Raw genomic sequence first — 17984 nt, forward strand, 5'->3', positions numbered from 1 at the left:
GCGCAGATCGCTGGCGTGGCCGGCTAGCGGGGCCCGATCATTCGGCCGGCTGAGCCGTCCCATCGGGCTTGCCGTTCTTGCCCATCAGCGCACGCAGGCGGCGGGTGACGGTCTGGGGCGAGGATGTGCCCCGCGCGAACCGGCTGTAGAGCAAAGGCACCACGAACAGGGTGATGGCCGTCGCGATGCTGACGCCGAACACGATCACCCAGCCGATCGAGGAGCGGGCATGCGCGCCGGCACCGCCGCCGATTGCCAGCGGAATAGCGCCTGCGACGGTGGCGATGGAGGTCATCAGGATCGGCCGGAGGCGGCGGACGGAGGCATCGCTGATCGCCACCAGAAAATCCCGGCCCTCGTCACGCAACTGGTTGGCATATTCGACGATCAGAATGCCGTTCTTCACCGCGAGGCCGACCAGCATGATCATGCCGATCTGGCTGAACAGGTTGATGCTCGTTCCCGTCACCGCCAAGCCGATAATGCCGCCCGCAGCGCCGAGCGGCACGGCGGAAATGATCACCAGCGGGTGGACGAAGCTCTCGAACTGGGCGGAGAGCAGCAGGTAGATCACCACCACGGTGAAACCGAAGGCGATCCAGATCGAAGTGCCGGTCTGCATGAAGCTGCGGCTCTCGCCTTTATAACCCACCGCCGTCACTTCCGGCGACTGGCGCGCCTGCTCATTGAGGAAGTCGAGTGCGCGCCCGAGAGAATAGCCCTCGGCCAGGCCGCCGCTTAGCGTGATGGCGCGCATCTTGTTGAAGCGGCCCAGCTCGCGCGCCGTCGCCGCCTGCTTGACGATCAGCAGGTTGGAGAGCGGCACCAGCGCCCCGCCAGCGGCGCGGACATAGACTTTCGCCAGCGATGCCTCGTCGTCGCGATTGAAGGATTCCGCCTGCAGGACGACATAATATTCCTCGCCGTCGCGCACATAGGTCGACGTGCGCCGCGATCCCATCATCGTCTGCAGCGCCTGGCTGATGTCATTGACGGAAATGCCGAGGTCCCCAGCCCGCTGATGATCGATCTCGATCAGCAGTTGCGGCTTGTTCTCGACATAGTCGGCGTCGAGATTGACGATGCCGGGATTGTCGCGCGCCGCATCCAATATGCGGTCGCGCGCGACGGCCAGATCCTCATAGCTGGTGCCGGCGATCACGAAGCTGATCGGCTGGCCGCCGCGCGAAAGGCGGTTGGTGACGGTGGCGTTGCCGCGCACGGATGGCAGGCCTGCCAGCCGCTTGTTGACCTCCTGCGCGACGCTCTGCGAGCTTTCCTTGCGCTCGTCCCAATGCTTCATGAACACCGAGAGGCTGCTGCTGTTGAAATCGTCGGTGCCGCCGCCGAAACCGCCGATGCGCGCATTCATCCCGCGCACCGGGCCATCCTCGGCGACCATGGGCAGGACCAGCGTTTCGGCCTGGTGCAGATATTTGTCGGCCTGCGCGAAGCCCGTCCCTTCCGGGCTGTTGAGGCGAACCTGGATCACGCCGGTGTCCTCCGCCGGGGCGAGTTCGGAATCCAGACTGCGAAACAGCACCGCGCTGCCGGCAATCAGCAGTACGGACGCGACGATCACCGGCAGGGGGCGGCGGAGCACCGAGCCGAGCGCGTTGCGATAGCCGTTTTCCGTCCGCTCCATCAACCGGTCGATCTTCGCGGTCAGGCGGCCGCGCGCGCTGCCCTTGAGCAGCTTAGAGCACATCATCGGCGTCAGCGTGAGAGCGAGGAAGCCCGAGACGCCGACCGCCGCGATCATCGCCACCGCCAGTTCGCGGAACAGCGAGCCGGCCTGGCCGGAGAGGAACATCACCGGCACGAACACGGCGCACACCACCATGGTGGAGGCGACCACGGCAAAGCCGACCTGCCGCGCACCGTAAAAGGCGGCGAAGAGCGGGTCTTCACCTTCCTCGATGCGGTGATAGACATTCTCGAGGACGACGATGGCATCGTCGACCACAAGGCCGATGGCCAGCACCAGCGCCAGCAAGGTGAGCAGGTTGATCGAATAGCCGGCCAGCCACAGCACGCCGAAGGTCGTCAGCAGGCAGATCGGCACGGTGATCATCGGCACCAACGTCGCGCGGAGGCTGCCGAGGAAGAAGAATACCACGATGGTGACGAGCAGTGCCGCCTCGAAGATGGTGTGCCACACGCCGCGAATGGCCTCGTCGATGAACATGGTGCTGTCGCCGCCCATGCGGATCTCGACGCCCTCAGGCAGGTTCTTGCTCAGCTCCGCAACCGCAGCCTTGGCGGCCTGCGCCACCGCCAGCGTATTGGCGCCCGACTGGCGAACGATGCCGAGGCCCACCCCGGTTTCGCCATTGTAGCGGAAGATCGAATAGGGATTTTCCGGCCCTTCCTCGATGCGCGCGACATCGCTCAGGCGCACCTGATAGCCATCGCTGCCACGGCCGATGACCAGCTGGGCAAAGTCCTGCGGGGTCGTGAAGTCGCGCTGGACGCGGAGCGAGAGGTTTTGCGCCTCCGCCTCGATTCGCCCGGCGGGCAGCTCGACATTCTGCCGGCGCAGCGCGGCCTCGACATCGCCGGGGGTCAGCCGAAAAGCCGCCAGCCGATCGGCATTGAGCCACACGCGCATGGCGGGCTTGGCCATGCCAAGTTCGACGATCTGCGCCACGCCATCGATGGTCGAGAGTCGGTCAACCACGACCCGCGAAACGAAATCGCCGAGCTTGGTGCGGTCCCAGCCCGGCGCCATCACGGCAAAGAAGATGATCGGCTGGGAATCGGAATCGACCTTGCGCACTTCCGGTGGCAGGGCGTCGTCCGGACGGTCTGCCGCGCCGCCGGCGACCCGATCGCGCACGTCGTTGGCGGCTGCATCCACGTCGCGTCCGGCGCGGAACTCGATGACGATGCTGGAAGTGCCGTCGCGCGAGGTCGAGCTGATCGTCTCGATCCCCTCAATACCGGCAAGCCGCTGCTCCAGCGGCTGGGTGATGCGGTTCTCGATCACGCTGGCATTGGCGCCGGTGTAGCGCGTTTCGACCGAGACGATGGGTGGGTCGGTGTCCGGATATTCGCGCACGGACAGGTTCATGAAGCCGACGAAGCCGATGATCGCGAGCAGCAGGGACATCACGGCGGCGACCACTGGCCGCCGCACCGAAATATCCGAAAGGATCATGGCCGCGCTTCCGGCGTGGCGGCGCCCTTGGGCGCGATCTCTTCAGTCTGCGCGCTATTGCTGCTCTCGACCTCGGCCAGACGCACGGGCCGGCCTTCCGCCACCTTCACCACGCCTTCGGAGACGACCAGCGCATCCTGCGGCAGGCCGCTCACTTCCATCAGGCCATTGTCCCGTAGGCCGGTGCGCACGTCCATCCGCTTGGCCTTGCGGTCCTTGTCGAGCGTGTAGACATAGCGCCGGTCACCCTGGCTCAGCACCGCAGTCTCGGGCACGGCGAGCGCGGTGCGCTGCCCGGTCTCGATGCGGACGGTCAGCAACATGCCAGGCTTGATCCGCGCGCCGGGATTGGGGAGCGTCGCGCGGACCATGACGGCGCGGCTGGCGGGATCGATCACCGGATCGATGGTGCTGATCGTGCCCTGCAGCACGTCATCGGGATAGGCCGAGGAGGAGGCCCGGATCGGCTGGCCGATGCGCAGGGCGCCGAGCTGCGTTTCCGGCACGGTGAAATCCAGCTTGATGCGCGACAGGTCGCTGATCGTCACCAGTGGCGTGCCGCTGTTGACGATGGCGCCCTCGGAGATGGTGCGGAGCGAGAGATAGCCGGAGAAGGGCGCGCGGATCAGGCGGTCGCCAAGCTGGGCCTTGATGCCATCCTGACTGGCCCGGGCCTCACTCAAGGCGGCGCGCTGCTGATCGAGCAGCGCGCGGGTGGCGAAGCCCTGCTCATACAGGCTGTTGACGCGGTCGAGCTGCGAGGCGGCCTCGCTGGCGCTGGCACGCGCGCCGGCCAATGCTGCCTGCTCCTGCGCGTTGGAAAGCACCGCCAGCAACTGGCCGGACCGGACGAACATGCCATCATCGAACATCAGCCGCTCGATCCGCTCGGTCACATTGGCGGCAAGCGTCACCTGCTCATTGGCGCGCGCGGTGCCGACGGCCTGAATCTCGTCCCGGAAGACATGGGTGGCAGGTTTTGTCGCCGACACCAGGGGCGGCTGCCGCTTCTGCTCGGTCTCGCCCTTGCCGCATGCCGCGAGAAGGGCGAGACCGAACAGCAGGGTGCCCTGCCGCCAGGAGGAGAGAGGATGCCCGGCGGCGCCCGGCAGCCGGTTTAGAAGGTCCACGGCGTCATCCATATCGATAGTAGATTTTGTCTACTTTGCCCCAGTTTCGATCAGCCAGCCACTGCTTTTTTGTGCAGTCGCTCAATGGCATCCAGCGAGGAGAGCAGAGCGCCCTCCATCCAGCAGCCATAATAAGACGCATGCTCGCCCGCGAGGACGATGCGGCCATCCATGGCGACCAGATTCTGGTAGTGCTGCGCGCGCGCCGCCTCCGACCAGGTGGCGCAGCATCCCATGATCCACGGCGTGCGGCTCCAGGCGAGGGAGACGCCGTTCATGAACTGCTTGCGATAGTCTTCGGGGTGGAACACCGATCCTTGCGCTAGCGCGGTTTCGATGCGCTGCTGCGGCGTCATGCCTGCCAGCGCATAGCCGCCGGCGCCGCCCGCAAAGGCCCCGAGCAGCACTGCCGGCTTGTCCGCGAAGAAGTCGAAGTTCGGGTAAGAGATCAGCGAAATCTGCTGGTCGGTGAAGCTGTGGCCACCATAGATCGCGTCCTTCTCCTCCCAGAAGCGGCTGCGCATCTCCAGGCCCATTTTCACCGAGTTGGAATAGGGCACGGCGGCGATGGCGGCCTTGAGCGGCGCGCTCGCCTGCAGCTCGAGCTGATTGAGCACACCTAGCGGAATTGTGCAGACGCAATAATCCGCTTTGGCCTCGTGCATGGCGCTGGAGGTCAGGTCCTGCCAGGAGACGGTCACACCTTTCTCGCCCTGCGCGATCTTCGTCACCTTCGCATTGTAGGTGATCAGGTCGCCGACCTGCTTGGCAAAGCCCTTGCCGATCATGTCCATGCCGCCCTTGGGCTGGAACATCGTCGTCTGCATCACATTGGTGAAGAAGAAGCTCATCTGCTGCCACACGCCGGAATCCAGCACATCGCCCAGATCGTTGATCTTGGAAGGCGTCGGCGCGCCGTTGATGCCGCCGCCGGGCGCGCGATCATAGCCGCGCTGGCCGGAGGCACGCAGGCCGCTGGTATAGTTCAGGTCGCTATCGAGCAGGCCCCATTCGCGCAAGGCCTCGACCAGCTTCTCCTTGTCCTCCTTGGTAACCTTCTGATCGAGCGCGCCAGCATTCAGCGCTTTGCCGAGCAGCTCGGAGACATGGCCCTTATAATCGACGGCCAGTTCCTTGTAGCGCTGGGGCTTGCCGCCGAACGCCTTGCTGTTGTGGACCCAGGCATTGTGATTGAGCTGGATGAACGGCTCCAGCTCGACACCAAAGGCCTTGGTGTAGTGGAGCAGGGTGCGGTGATGGTGCGGGATGCGCCACGGGCCGGGGTTGAGGTAATTGCCCGGCTGGAATTCGCATGTCTGCGTCGTGCCGCCGACCTCGACCACCTTGTCGCCACCGCGGATCGAGTAGTTCCGCCCGCCGGGGCGGTTCTGATATTCGAGGATCTGCACGGCATAGCCGGCCTTGCGCAGCTCATAGGCGGCAAGCATGCCGGCCAAGCCCGCGCCGAGCACCAGCACACTCGCTCCCTTGGGCGCGCCGGAGAGCTTGGGCGGGCCAGTGAACTGGGTTTCGGCGGCATGGCCGAAGGCAGTCATGGCCTGATACATGGCCATGGCGCCGCCCGCCTTGCCAATCATCGCCAGCAGGTCACGCCGTGTCGGAGCCGTAAATTCGGTCATGCTCATGTCCCCTAAAAGTGCCGGGCCGTCCCCACGGCTCAGCACGTGCTGCAATCACGCGTCGACGATCCGTTCGCGGCGATGACGCGCTTGACGTCGGCGGCCGTGACCGGATCGGGATAATTGTTGAAATGGCTGCGCGCGTAGGTCGCGACGGCGGCCATCTGCTCGGGTGTGAGCATATCCGTGAACCAGGGCATGCCGCCGCGCCCCTTGACCAGGATCGTGGCGATGAAGTCCTTGTCCGCCAGGTTGGCATTGCCCGCGATGGCCGGGATCGCCGCGCCGGCCCCGGCGCCGCCCTTGCCATCCGCCATGTGGCAGGCCTGGCAGATCATCTCATAGACCTCCTTGCCTTCATTGGAGATGTCCACGCTGGTCGGCCCGCCGCCTGGCGCATCCTGCGCGTGGACAGCCACTGTGGCGGCGAGGAGAGCGCCCGCCAGAGCGAGCGCAGCGGCGGTTTTGAGGGTCATGGCGTCAGGCTCCGGTGGCGCGCTGGTGGATACGGGTGATGGCGTCGAGCGCGGAGAGGAGCGAACCCTCCATCCAGCCGCCGTAATAAGAGGCATGTTCGCCCGCGAGGACGATGCGGCCATCCATCGCGACAAGGTTCTGGTAATGCGCGGCGCGGGCGTCGTCCGACCAGCGCGAGGTGCAGCCCAGAATCCAGGGCAGTCGGCTCCAGGCGACGGAGGTGCCGTTCATGAACTCCTTGCGATAGGCGGCCGGGTGGAACACCGAGCCCTGCGCCAGTGCCATTTCGATGCGCTGGGCGGGCGTCATGCCGGCAAGCTGGAACCCGCCGGCATCACGGGCGAAGGCGCCGAGCAGCACGGCCGGGCCGTTGCCGAACATCCTGTCATTGGGATAGGAGATCAGCCCGATCGTCTGATCGGTGAAGCTGTGGCCGCCATAGATGGCGTCGTCTTCTTCCCAGAAGCGGCGGCGCATCTCCAGGCCGATCTTCACCTGCCCGCTATAGGGTACGGCGCGCATCGCGGCCTTGAGTGGCGCACCCACCTGCATGTCGAGCTGGCTGAGCACGGGGAGGGGGATGGTGTTCACGCACCAGTCGGCGCTGCTCTGGCCGGTCTTGCCGCTGGGAATATCCTGCCAGTAAGCGGTGACGCCCTTGTCGTCCTGCGTGATGCGGGTGACCTTGGTGTTGAGCTGGACCACCGGGCCGACAGCGCGGGCGAAGGCCTTGCCGATCATGTCCATGCCGCCCTTGGGCTGGAACATGGTCGTCTGCATCACATTGTTGAAGAAAAAGCTCATATGCGCCCAGATGTCGGACGAGAGCACGTCGGACAGGCTGTTGATCTTCGAGGGTGTGGGCGCGCCGTTCACGCCGCCGCCCGGCGCGCGATCATAGCCGCGCTGGCCGGAGACGCGCAGGCTGCTGGTGAAATTGAGGTCGCCATCGAGCAGGCCAAAGTCGCGCAGGGATTCAAGCAGCTTTTCCTGATCTTCCTTGGTCACTGCGTCATTCAGCGCGCCTGCGTTGAGCGCCTTGCCGAGCAGGTCCGAGACATGGCCTTTGAAATCGACCGCAAGCTCCTTGTAGCGCTGCGGCTTCCCGCGGAACGCCTTGCTGTTGTGGACGAACGCATTGTGATCGAGCTGGATGAACGGCTCCATCGCCACGCCCAGCGTCTTGCAATAATGCAGGAGCGAGCGGTGATGGTGCGGAATGCGCCACGGGCCGGGATTGAGGTAATTGCCGGGCTGGAAGGCGCAGGTCTGCGAGACGCCGCCGACTTCCACGACCTTGTCGCCACCGCGCACCGAGTAGTTCCGCCCGCCGGGGCGATCCTGATATTCGAGTATTTCGACGGCATAGCCCGCGCGCTGCAACTCATAGGCAGCGACGAGACCCGCAAGGCCGGCGCCGAGGATCAGCACCTTCTTGCCCTTGGGCGCGCCGGTGAGCTGGGGCGGGCCGGTGAATTGCGATTCCGCCGCATGGCCTAGCGCTGTCATCGCCTGATAGAGCGCGACCGTGCCGCCGACCTTGCCGATCATCGCCAGCATATCCCGCCGGGTCGGCCGCAGTGATGTCGTCATCCTTGCTTGTCCTTTGATGCCGGTGCCCGGTGGAAAAGGGAGGCGCGATCCCCCGATGCGCCTCCCTCGACCCTCACGGCATTTTCGCCGCGATGGCCTCGATCTCCACGTACATGGTCGGGCGGCCCAGCGCGGCGACCTGGATTGTCGAGCGGGTGGGTTTGTTGGGTTGTTCCGCCGTGCCGAAGAAGGTGCGGAACACCTCATTCATCCCGGCTGAATCCATGCGGCCGCCCGTCTCCGGGGTGCCGACCAGGAAGACGGTCATCTTGACGATGTCGCCCATGGAAAAGCCCTTGGCTTCCAGCGACGCCTTCATCTTGGTGAGGATGCTGAGCGTCTGCGCTTTGGTATCGCCCAGTTCTTCCGGTTTGGCCGGATCGACCGGCGACGGCGTGGTGCCGGAAACGAACATGATGTTCGCGCCCGCCGGCACGAAGGCCAGCGAGGCGATGGGGGAGTTCGGCGCGCCATAGGTGCGCTCGACGGTCTGCGCGCCGGCGGCCGAGGGGAGCGCTGCAAGCAGCGCTCCTGACAACATGGCGGCGGTGATGCCGGTCTTCTTCAATGTCATTCTCCTCGTCCAGATACTGTTGGTGTAAAGTTGCTCGTCTTGTGCGATCAGAACTTGAGCGTCAGGCGGGCGTAGTAATATCCGCCGTTCGACCCGTAGGGACCGAAGGTGTAGGGCGCGTTGAACGTGCCGCCGTTGTTGATGTAGGGCGAGACACCGGTCGTCGGCCACGTCGCGGGATCGTAGTTTCCAACGAGCGCCGGTACTTCCGGCATCTTGTCGAACAGGTTGTTCGCGCCGATCGCGAGGTTGGCGAACTTGGTGATCTCGTAGCTGAACTCCAGATCGACGATCGCGGCCGGCGCCACCTCGGCATTGTAGTAACGCTGGTTGTTCGACAGCAGGATCGGCGCGGGCAGGGCAGCGATGCCACGGCTCGCATTGCCGTTGGCCGATGTGCTGTTGGGCTGCACGAACTGATTGGTCTTGCTGTAGTAATTCACGCGGGCATTGGCGGTGAACTTGCCGCTCGTGAACAGGGCGCTGAAGTTGCCCTTGAAGGCCGGGCTGGCCTTCTCGATGATCTGCTCGGAGGTCGGGCCGAACAGCGTGCCCAGCTTGTTCTTCGTGACCTTGGTGAGGTTGTAGTTGCCGCCGATCGAGAAATCGATGTTACCGAAGGGCAGATCGACCGGATAACGCGCGGCGAGTTCCAGGCCCATCGTCCGGGTATCGATGCCGTTGGTGAAGGTCTGGATCGCGAGCGAACCGTTCGTCCGCACGGTCGGATCCAGCTGCTTGCCGCTGGCATTGATGGCGTTGATCACAAGGTCATAGGGCGTCAGGCCATTGATCAGCGCGGCCGGCGTGTCGATACCGACACGTTGCGGCGGCGACGTCAGGTTGACGAACTGCTGGCCGGTGATGCTGCCCGAGGACACGATGCGGTCCTTGATCTTGATGAGATAGCCATCCAGCGTAATCGTCAGGCGCGAGATCGGGCGGAGCACGATACCGGCAGAGAAGTTGACCGACTTTTCCGGACTGAGCGCGCCGAACCCGGCGCTGGCCGATCCCGGCGAACTGGGCGCAAGTTGCAGCGTGGCAGAGGTCGGCCCGACGTTCGTGGCCGAGTAGCCGGATTCCTGCAGCGAAGGTGCGCGGAAGCCCGTGCTGGCCGTCCCGCGGATCGCGAAGGCCGGCGAGAAGTCGTAGCGCGTCGTGATCTTGCCGATCGTCGTGTCGCCGAAGTCGCTGTAATGCTCGTAGCGGCCGGCGACATCCACGGTCCAGTCGGGCACCGGGTTGACGGCGACGTCGATATAGGCCGCCTTGGCGTTGCGCGAGAGTGTGCCGGCATCGCTGAGAGCATAGCCGGGGAAGGACTGGCCGCCCTCGACATAGCGCGACAGCGCGTCGCCGGCGCCAATGGCGTAGGTTTCCTTGCGATATTCCGCACCGATGGCGAAATTCAGAGGATCCTCGAAGCCGACGTCGAACTCCTTGCGAAGATCGAGCGTGCCGACGAACTGGGTGAACTTGAAGCTGCCGTCATAGAAGTCGGACGGCGACTGGCCGGTCGCGACAAACAGCGACGCGTTGGCCGAATTGGTGGTGTAGACTTTCGCGACGTCTTCCGAATAGCTGCCGGCCAGATCCCAGTCCCAGCCGCTGATCTCGCCGCGCAGGCCGGTGGTGAACTGGAATTCGTCCTGCTTCACCTCGATATGCGGCACGAGGCCGGTCTGGGCGCTGGTGCCGAAGCAGTTGGTCGGGTCCGTGGTCGTCGCGGTGCCGGCGGTGGTGCGGCACAGGCGGGTCGGATGGCGATAGCCCTGCAGGGCGTCACCATGACGATAGGAGATGTTGCCGAAGGAGTAGAGCTCGACGCCACCGAAATCATAGCCGAAATTGTAGAAGCCGAGCGTCAGCTGGGATGCCGGCTGGCCGCCGTTGATCCCGGCGGTGCAATTTTCGGCATTGCAGGCGTCGAGCAGCGGCTTGAAGGCTGCTGATACGTTGGTGACGGTGGTGCCGTCATAGTTCCGCACCGAGAACTGACCGTCGCCGACCGTTGTCCAGTCATTGCGACGATGGAAGAGCGACAGGTCAAGGAAGCCGCTCTCGCCGATCGGCATGCCGAAATTGCCGCTCGCGCTGTAGGTCGTGCCTTCGCCGTCATAATATTGGCCGGCGTTGAACTTCACCGCGCCGCCATAGGTGTCCGACTTGAGGATGATGTTGATGACGCCGGCAATGGCGTCCGAACCATATTGCGCGGCGGCGCCGTCCTGCAGCACCTCGATGCGCTGAACGATGTCCGGCGGAATCAGGTCGATGCTCGGCGCGGCGGAACCGCCGAATGCGCCGTTGATGACCTGCAGGATGGAGTTGCCGTGGCGGCGCTTGCCGTTGACCAGCACCAACGTGTGGTTGGGGCTGAGGCCGCGCAGACGGGCCGAGAGCGAGAAGCTCGCCATATCGGTGCCCTGCGTCTGCGCCTGGAAGCTGGGCACGAGCTGGGTGAGGGCCTGGTTGAGGTTGGGCTGACCCACCTTTTCCAGTGCGGAGGAGCTCAGCAACTGGATCGGCGCGGCGCTCTCTGCGGCCATCATGCCGGTGGAACGGGTGCCGGTGACGATGATCTCGCCGCCATCGGCCGGCGGCTCCTGCGGCGTTTCGGCCGTTTGCGCCACGGCTGCGGCGGGAATGGCTGCGCTCGTAAGGAGCAATAGGGCAGCAATATTTCTGCGCGTGATCATGAAGACGTCCCCCTTGTTCTCGTGGTGCGCTCTCCTTTTTGTCTGTCTTTTCGGCGGGTTATGGTTGTTGCGCCGAGCGTCCCGCGTCGCCCTGTGATATGCTGTTTTGCGCCTGGCTAGCTGATCGGAGTGGTCGGGATTCGGACATACGCATTTTGTCGTATGGTGGCGGAGGGGGGGTATTCGTAGCTAACATCACTATGATTAGACGCGCTTATTCGGCTCGCCGCGACCTGGGTCGCATGTCTCTCAAGGCCATGTTGGCCAAGACCGTTCTGGCAGGTGCCGCCGCGCTGCTGATGACCGCCGCGCCCGCTCAGGCAGAGGTCACGCGGATCAAGGGCAATCCCAACGCAATCATTCTGGATGGCGTACGCGTCGGCGAGGGGATGGAGACCTTCTACCTCTCCGGCCAACTGCCGTCCCCGGTCGATCCCGCCAAGCCGATGAGCGAGGTCAAGACGCTGGAGGAGATGGGCGACACCAAGGCCCAGACGATCAGCACCCTCAACAAGATCAAGAGCCTGCTCGAGGCGCAGGGCTATAAGATGTCCGATCTGGTGAAGCTGTCGCTGTTCGTCGCGGCGGACCCGCGCACCGGCAAGATGGACTTCGCCGGCGTTAACGAGGGGTTCCGTCAGTTCTTCGGCACGCAGGCTAATCCCAACACCGTTGCGCGCTCCACTTTCCAGGTCGCCGCGCTTGTCGGCCCGCTCTACCTGATCGAGATCGAGGCCATCGCGGTGCGCAAGTCCAGCGGCGCGTCGCCGGAGGCCTCGTACATGCGGCCGCCGCGCCTTCCCCCCGCCCTGCGCAAGAAGTCGCTACTGGCCCAGCATGCGGATCGCGACAGCCGCCGCGGCTGAGCGGGTCTCCACCCCCAGCTTGTCGAAGATCCGCTCCAGATGCTTGGTGACGGTACGCGGGCTGATCTCCAGCACATCGCTGATCACGCGATTGGGTTTGCCATAGCTCACCCATAGCAGCACCTCGGCCTCGCGCCGGGTGAGCGGCAGGCGCTCCTGCAGGCGGTCGAGATCCTGCTCGGGATTGAGCTCATTAAGGCGGATCAGCACTTCATCCTCCCGATAATGGGCAATGACCTGCATCTCCAGCTCGCCCTGGCCCTTGGTCTGTCGCACGCGCACGGCATTGCCGGCGACGCCCTCGTCCTTGGTCAGCAGCTTCTCGATTTGGTTGCGGATTTCTTCCGGCAGCGCGGATTCACTGCGCAGCCAGCCGGGCGAGACGCGCGAGATGGCCTGTTCCGCACGCGGGGTGCACCACAAAAGGCTGCCGCGCGCATCGGTGGCCAGGATCAGCCGGTCGGTCGCATCGAGACTGGCGACGCTGGCATGGACGGCACGCCCCTGGGCCATATGCACGCGCACGCGGGCCAGCAGCTCCTGCAGGTCCACCGGCTTGCGGACATAATCCACCCCGCCCACCTCGAAGGCTTCGACCACATGCTCGCTCTCCGTCAGGCCGGTCATGAAGATGATCGGGATGCTGGCGAGCTGGGGATTGGCCTTGATCTTCTGCGTGGTCTCGAACCCGTCCATACCGGGCATCACCGCATCCATCAGGATGAGGTCGGGCATGATGTTGCCCAGCTGTGCCAGTGCCACATGGCCGGAGGTCGCGACCAGCACGGAAATCTCGGCTGTCTCCAGCGCGGCGGTGAGCATCCGCAGCGTGTCCGGCTCGTCATCGACGATCAGGACGGTGTCCGAATGTCCGGGAATGCCAATCATGTCAGTAATCCTGTAAGAGGCGCGCCATGGCAGTCAGGTCGTATCGGTCGAGGTGCTGGTAAAGCTGGCGAACGAGCGGCTCGGCGGCGGGTGAGGCGCGCTCCAGCTGCTTGATCTCGGTTTCGATCCCGCGAATGTGCCCGATCCGCAGGCATTCCTGCATCCGGGCGATGTGCTTGCGGGCGGTGTCGTCGAGCGCAACCGGCGCTGGTTGCAGGGCGGACGGGGTATCCGGCCCGGCGCTGCCGACATCTGGCGTATCGTCCTGCCAGCGCCACGTCAGTTGCAGCAAATCGCCAATCGCGCCGACGAGCGATTCAAATTCCACCGGCTTGACGAGAAAACGATCGTGCTGCGGACTGTCATGCTCCGGCCGGTGCAGTTCCTCGCTATTGGCCGAAAGCATGAGGATTTGCAGCCGGTCGCCGAACATCGCGCGCAACTCACAGCCGATCTCCCAGCCGGATAGACCGGGCAGGCTGATGTCCAGAATGGCGAGGTCCGGCGGCGTCTCGCGCGCGGCAAGCAGCGCTTGTTCCCCATCGGGCCGCGCCTCAACCTGAAAGCCGAGCCCGCGCAGCAACTGCTCGAGGAAGTGGCGTTGGTCGGCGTCGTCCTCCACCAGCAGGACATGGCGCGGCTTGCCCTCATAGCCGGTGAGCTTGCGCATGGGCGCCGAGGAGAGGGCCTTGCCCGCCACCTCGCTCAGCATCATCACGATGCGGAAGCAACTGCCGCCTTCCGGCGTGCTGACCAGATCGAGCTGGCCGCCGAGAATCTCGACCAGCGTGCGCGAGATGGCGAGGCCGAGCCCGGCGCCGGACTCCCGCCCCTCGCCGCGCTCGAATGGCTCGAAGATGCGCTGCCGGTCTTCCGGCGCGATGCCGGGGCCGGTGTCCTTCACCTCAAAGGTGGCGATCTGCCCGGCATAACCCACTTTGAGCGTCACGCTGCCTTGCTGGGTGAACTTGATCGCATTGGAGAGCAGGTTGATCAGCACCTGGCGCAGCCGGTTCTGGTCGAAGCGGGCGATCTCCGGCAGGCGGCCGGTCTTTTCCAGCGTGAAGGTGAGGCCCTTGGCGTGGGCGGCGGGGCGCATCATCGAGACGATATGGTCGAGAAAGCTGTTGAGGCGCACCTCTTCGGTGCGCACGCGCAGCATCCCGAATTCGAGCTGCGAGATATCCAGCAGCCCCTCGACCAGATTGGTCAGATGCTCCGAGCAGCGCAGGATGACCCGCGCTGCCTCCTGCGCGTTGACGCCATCGCCCCGCTCGAACAGCTGCGCATAGCCATAGATGGCATTGAGCGGCGAGCGGATCTCGTGGCTGACGCTCGCAAGGTAGCGGCTTTTGGCGAGGTTCGCGCTGATCGCACTCTGCCGTGCCGTCTCCAGTTCGCTGACCAGATGCTGGGCGCGGATCGTGTAGGCCGCCGCTTCCCGCCAGCGGCGAATGCCGAGCAGCAGCAGGAAGCTCAGCGCCAAAAGATCGAGGATGGTGAGCGTTTCCAGCAGCAACCGATCTTCATTGTCGGACACCATGTGCAGGCCGACGAAAATCCCCCCAAAGGCCAGCCCGAGAAGCCCGAGCTTGACGAGGTGGGCGAGCCGGGGCGGCGGCGTCTCCAGAACGCCGGCGGCATCGATCTTCTCGATGGGAGCGGTGTCCCTGCGATGAAGATCCTGCCGCGTCATGGTCAGCCGATCTGCCGGTGATGCGGGCGGTGGCGACGCAGCGTCCTGAAGCCGGGACAATCCGACTCCAACGGCGATCGACCTTGGTTCACGCGCGCACGGTTCATTTGATGAATGGTGCATTGCAAAAAGGACAAACTCAAAGCCTCGCACGCGCGCGAGGCATTTTCCCGGAATCTGTGGCAAATTTGCTGCAGTGCGTCATAAGGAGAAAGGGCTGTGCCTATTGTGTTCTGGGCACAGCCCTGGCGGTGAGCTTGAGATCTGCGGGCTGCACGGTGATCCGCGCGAGAGCGCCGGCCTCGCTGGGCAACGCAGCGCTTCCGGCCGGCAGGCCATTGGCCTGCAGCAGAAAGGCGATGATGTTGGTCGTGTCGTCCGGCGTCAGTGAGCCGGGCGCGAATTGCGGCATGGCCCGGCCGACATATTCATGCAGATTGGAGAGCGGGGCATTGCTCCAATGGGCCATGAAGCGATCGCCAAGGCCGGGAATCTCGAACGTGCCTTCCAGCGCTCGGCCGTGGCACATGGCGCAGCGCGTGGCATAGAGGCGAGCGCCAGCCTCGGCCTGTGCGGCCGTATAGACGCCGTCTCGCGTGCTGGCTGTAGGTGGCGTGGCAGCTATCGCGGCGAGGGCGGTCAGGGCAGCGGCCAGGAGCGGAGCGGTGCGCAGCAGCATCGGTCAGCCCTGTGCCTGGAAGCCGGGCGCGAAGGCGGGCGCCATGATTTCCAGACCTTTCTCGATATCGGCGACATTGGGCAGTTCCATGCTGTCGCCCACGCCCAGCATCTCGCCCACATCGGGGTTATTGTTCATTACGACGATCCCGTCGCGCTTGGAGGTGAGCGAAACATTGCGATAGCGCACGCTGTAGAAGGCGTCGGGCTGCGGCACGAGCCAGCCGGTTTGGCCGCGCACCGGGATGATGGTCTTATCCTGCCACAGGTCCCGGGCCGCATAACCCGTGCAGTTGATCACGACCTTCTGCGGGAGCGCGGCATAGTCCGCCGGGCGAGCGAAGTCGCGCATCACGAACTGCCCGCCGCGCTCGAAAAACTCGCCGAGCATGACATGGGCATAGCTGGCGAAGTTGAAGATCATCTGCGAGCTGCGCCGCACATGGGGTTGCGGGAAGGGGTTCTCCTCGGCGCTCAGCGGCTGGGCCTGCGGCACGATGTCCCGAATGCGCTCGCTATAATGGCCGAACTCGGAATTCTGCTGTGGCCGCCCACTCGTCGCGAAGCTCTGCGTGATTGCAGGGTCGGCTGGCCACTCCCGCCGGGTGATCGGCGTATCCGAAAGCTGGTAGGAATCGCCAAACTCCACCGGATGGCCCGGCAGACCGAGATAGGTGCGAAAGGCCTTCCACGAGAAGCGGGCCATGCGTTCCCACAGCTCGCCAAAGGCGGGGCCGGCGGGCTCGGCCAAGGCGATGCGGCTATCCGGGGTGAACGATCCGCTGGCGCGGAACGAGCGGGTTTGCTGGATGGATTCGCGCGCATAGAGCGTGACCTTGAGGCCGGCGCGCTGCGCCATTACGGCCGTGGTCAGGCCGATAATCCCGCATCCCACCACGGCAATCTCGCGCGGCAGCACGGAGAGCGCCTTGCCGACCGCGATGTCGGCCGATCCCCAGGAGAGCGACCAGCCGCTGCCGCCATGGCCATAATTATGGATGACGAGGGCATCGCCCACCGTCTCCACGTCCAGATTCGGCCCGGCGGCGCGCAGCGGGCGGATGCAGCATTTCACGTCGATCAATTGGTCACGGCTGATGCGGATGGGAACGAGCGCCGTCCGGCGGCTCGGCGCTCGCAGGGTCGCGGGACGGGAACCGGAGGCTGGCGCGCAGGCCTGCAGCCCCAGCATGGCTGCGGCGCCGATCGTTCCTGTGAGCATAGCCCGGCGTTCGACGCCCAGCTGCCCCTCTTGCCGAAATTCTGCCATGCGACCCCCATTTGAGACGCAGACTGTAGGCCGCGAGGGGAGGGCAGCAATTGCCCAGAATACGTATTGAGTGCTGGAAAGGCTTAGTCCGCGCCGAGGCCGAGCGCGGCCCAGTCGAGCACGGCAGTTTCTTCCCCAGCGCGCGCGGCCGGCGCGCCTTCGGGCCGGACGATCAGGGCATTGGCCTGCGCAGCGGCGTGCATCGCGCCGCTATCCTGGAAAGCCAGCGGCGTGGCGATCCCCGCACCGTCGACCACCGCGCGCATGAACAGCCTGCGCTTGCCGACTGGGGGAAGGTCTGCGCCGAGCCGCACCGTGCGGCTCTTGGGCAGCACATCGGTTCCGCCGGCAAGACGCCGAATGAGCGGCAGCAGGAACAGCGCGCCGGTGACCATCGCCGAGACCGGGTTGCCGGGCAGGCCGAGCATGATCTGCTGCCCGATGCGCGCCACGATTAGCGGCTTGCCGGGCTGCATGGCGATCCGCCAGAAATCGATGCTGCCGCCTGCCGCCTCCAGCGCCGGGCGCACCAGATCGTGATCGCCCACGGACGCTCCGCCGGAGGTGACGATGACATCGGCGGTAGCCGCATCGCGCAGCGCGGCGGTAAGTGCATCCAGATCGTCCCGCACGATCCGCTCGATGGTCACCACGCCGCCCGCGCCGCCAATCATGGCGCGCAACATCGCGCCGTTGGAGGCCGGGAGCTTGCCGGGCGGGCAGGGCGCGCCGGGCGGGACGAGCTCGTCGCCGGTGGAGAGGATCGCGACCCTCGGCTGGCGATGCACCGTCAGCGTTTCGTGGCCCGCGAGCGCCGCCAGGCCGATTTGCGCCGGGCCGATCCGCAGGCTGGCCGGCAGCAACGTATCGCCCTGCGCAAAATCGCTGGCACGCGGGCGGACATGCCGCCCCGCACCGCCCGGTCCGTCGCCGGTCAGGCGAATGGACAGGCCATCGGCAGCGATATCTTCCTGCACCACCACGGTATCCGCGCCGGGGGGCAGCGGTGCGCCGGTGAAGATCCGTATCGCTTCGCCCGGGCCGATGGGTGCAGCCGCAGGGACGCTGCCTGCCGCACTCTCGCCCACCAGGCGCCAGGGCCCGGGCAGATCGGCGTGACGGATCGCATAGCCGTCCATGGCGGAGAGGGCCGTCCAGGGCTGGTCGCGGACTGCTGTCAGCGGCGCGGCCAGCCATCTGCCGTTCGCCTCAGCCAACGGAACCGCCCCGGGCGCCAGCGGGGTGGCGAGGGCGAGCAGCCGCTGCTGTGCGTCATCGACAGAGATCATGGCCGCGCCGCCGCCATGATC

General features: G+C 65.3%; 13 protein-coding genes. 1 reads left to right on the forward strand and 12 read right to left on the reverse strand.

Going from position 1 to position 17984, the window contains the following annotated elements; all coding sequences use genetic code 11:
• Positions 1-37: 37 nt before the first annotated feature.
• The 7 genes from M2336_RS07220 to M2336_RS07250 form a co-directional block, all read right to left on the reverse strand.
• Positions 38-3160, reverse strand: coding sequence for an efflux RND transporter permease subunit (locus tag M2336_RS07220; protein ID WP_264592760.1), 3123 nt, complete (start codon positions 3158-3160; stop codon positions 38-40).
• Positions 3157-4224, reverse strand: a complete 1068-nt coding sequence (locus M2336_RS07225; RefSeq protein ID WP_264593252.1) for an efflux RND transporter periplasmic adaptor subunit — start codon at positions 4222-4224, stop codon at positions 3157-3159. The genes M2336_RS07220 and M2336_RS07225 overlap by 4 nt, the downstream gene beginning before the upstream one ends.
• A 116-nt stretch (positions 4225-4340) precedes the next feature.
• The gene (locus M2336_RS07230; RefSeq protein ID WP_264574485.1) at positions 4341-5930 is read right to left on the reverse strand and encodes a flavin monoamine oxidase family protein; all 1590 of its coding nucleotides are present in this window, start codon (positions 5928-5930) and stop codon (positions 4341-4343) included.
• Positions 5931-5968: 38 nt separating this feature from the next.
• A complete protein-coding gene (locus tag M2336_RS07235; protein WP_264574486.1) occupies positions 5969-6406 on the reverse strand; it encodes a c-type cytochrome in 438 nt (145 codons plus the stop codon).
• A gap of 4 nt (positions 6407-6410) precedes the next feature.
• Positions 6411-8000, reverse strand: coding sequence for a flavin monoamine oxidase family protein (locus M2336_RS07240; protein WP_264574487.1), 1590 nt, complete (start codon positions 7998-8000; stop codon positions 6411-6413).
• A 73-nt stretch (positions 8001-8073) separates the two neighbouring features.
• Complete coding sequence (locus M2336_RS07245) at positions 8074-8574, reverse strand: Rid family hydrolase (RefSeq protein WP_181558756.1); 501 nt, start codon at positions 8572-8574, stop codon at positions 8074-8076.
• Between the two features lie 47 nt (positions 8575-8621).
• Positions 8622-11276 (reverse strand): TonB-dependent receptor plug domain-containing protein, encoded by a 2655-nt coding sequence (locus tag M2336_RS07250; protein ID WP_264574488.1) that lies wholly within the window; start codon positions 11274-11276, stop codon positions 8622-8624.
• 242 nt (positions 11277-11518) lie between these two features.
• Here M2336_RS07250 and M2336_RS07255 point away from each other — a divergent pair, with 242 nt between their 5' ends.
• Positions 11519-12142 carry a RidA family protein gene (locus tag M2336_RS07255; RefSeq protein WP_264578209.1) on the forward strand — a complete coding sequence of 208 codons (624 nt, stop codon included), beginning with the start codon at positions 11519-11521 and terminating at the stop codon, positions 12140-12142.
• Here M2336_RS07255 and M2336_RS07260 read toward each other — a convergent pair.
• From M2336_RS07260 to glp, 5 genes are all read right to left on the reverse strand, one after another.
• The gene (locus M2336_RS07260; RefSeq protein ID WP_181558759.1) at positions 12101-13030 is read right to left on the reverse strand and encodes a DNA-binding response regulator; all 930 of its coding nucleotides are present in this window, start codon (positions 13028-13030) and stop codon (positions 12101-12103) included. The genes M2336_RS07255 and M2336_RS07260 overlap by 42 nt on opposite strands.
• Before the next feature lies 1 nt (position 13031).
• On the reverse strand, positions 13032-14726 hold the full coding sequence (locus M2336_RS07265; RefSeq protein ID WP_264574490.1) for a hybrid sensor histidine kinase/response regulator: 1695 nt from the start codon (positions 14724-14726) through the stop codon (positions 13032-13034).
• Positions 14727-14949: 223 nt separating this feature from the next.
• Positions 14950-15405: a c-type cytochrome gene (locus M2336_RS07270; RefSeq protein ID WP_264574491.1), complete on the reverse strand. Its 456-nt coding sequence runs from the start codon at positions 15403-15405 to the stop codon at positions 14950-14952.
• 3 nt (positions 15406-15408) lie between these two features.
• Positions 15409-16674 (reverse strand): FAD-dependent oxidoreductase, encoded by a 1266-nt coding sequence (locus M2336_RS07275; RefSeq protein WP_264574492.1) that lies wholly within the window; start codon positions 16672-16674, stop codon positions 15409-15411.
• Between the two features lie 83 nt (positions 16675-16757).
• Positions 16758-17963, reverse strand: coding sequence for a gephyrin-like molybdotransferase Glp (gene glp, locus M2336_RS07280; RefSeq protein ID WP_264574493.1), 1206 nt, complete (start codon positions 17961-17963; stop codon positions 16758-16760).
• Positions 17964-17984 lie beyond the last annotated feature (21 nt).

Source organism: Sphingobium sp. B1D7B (assembly GCF_025961965.1).
Taxonomy (GTDB): domain Bacteria; phylum Pseudomonadota; class Alphaproteobacteria; order Sphingomonadales; family Sphingomonadaceae; genus Sphingobium.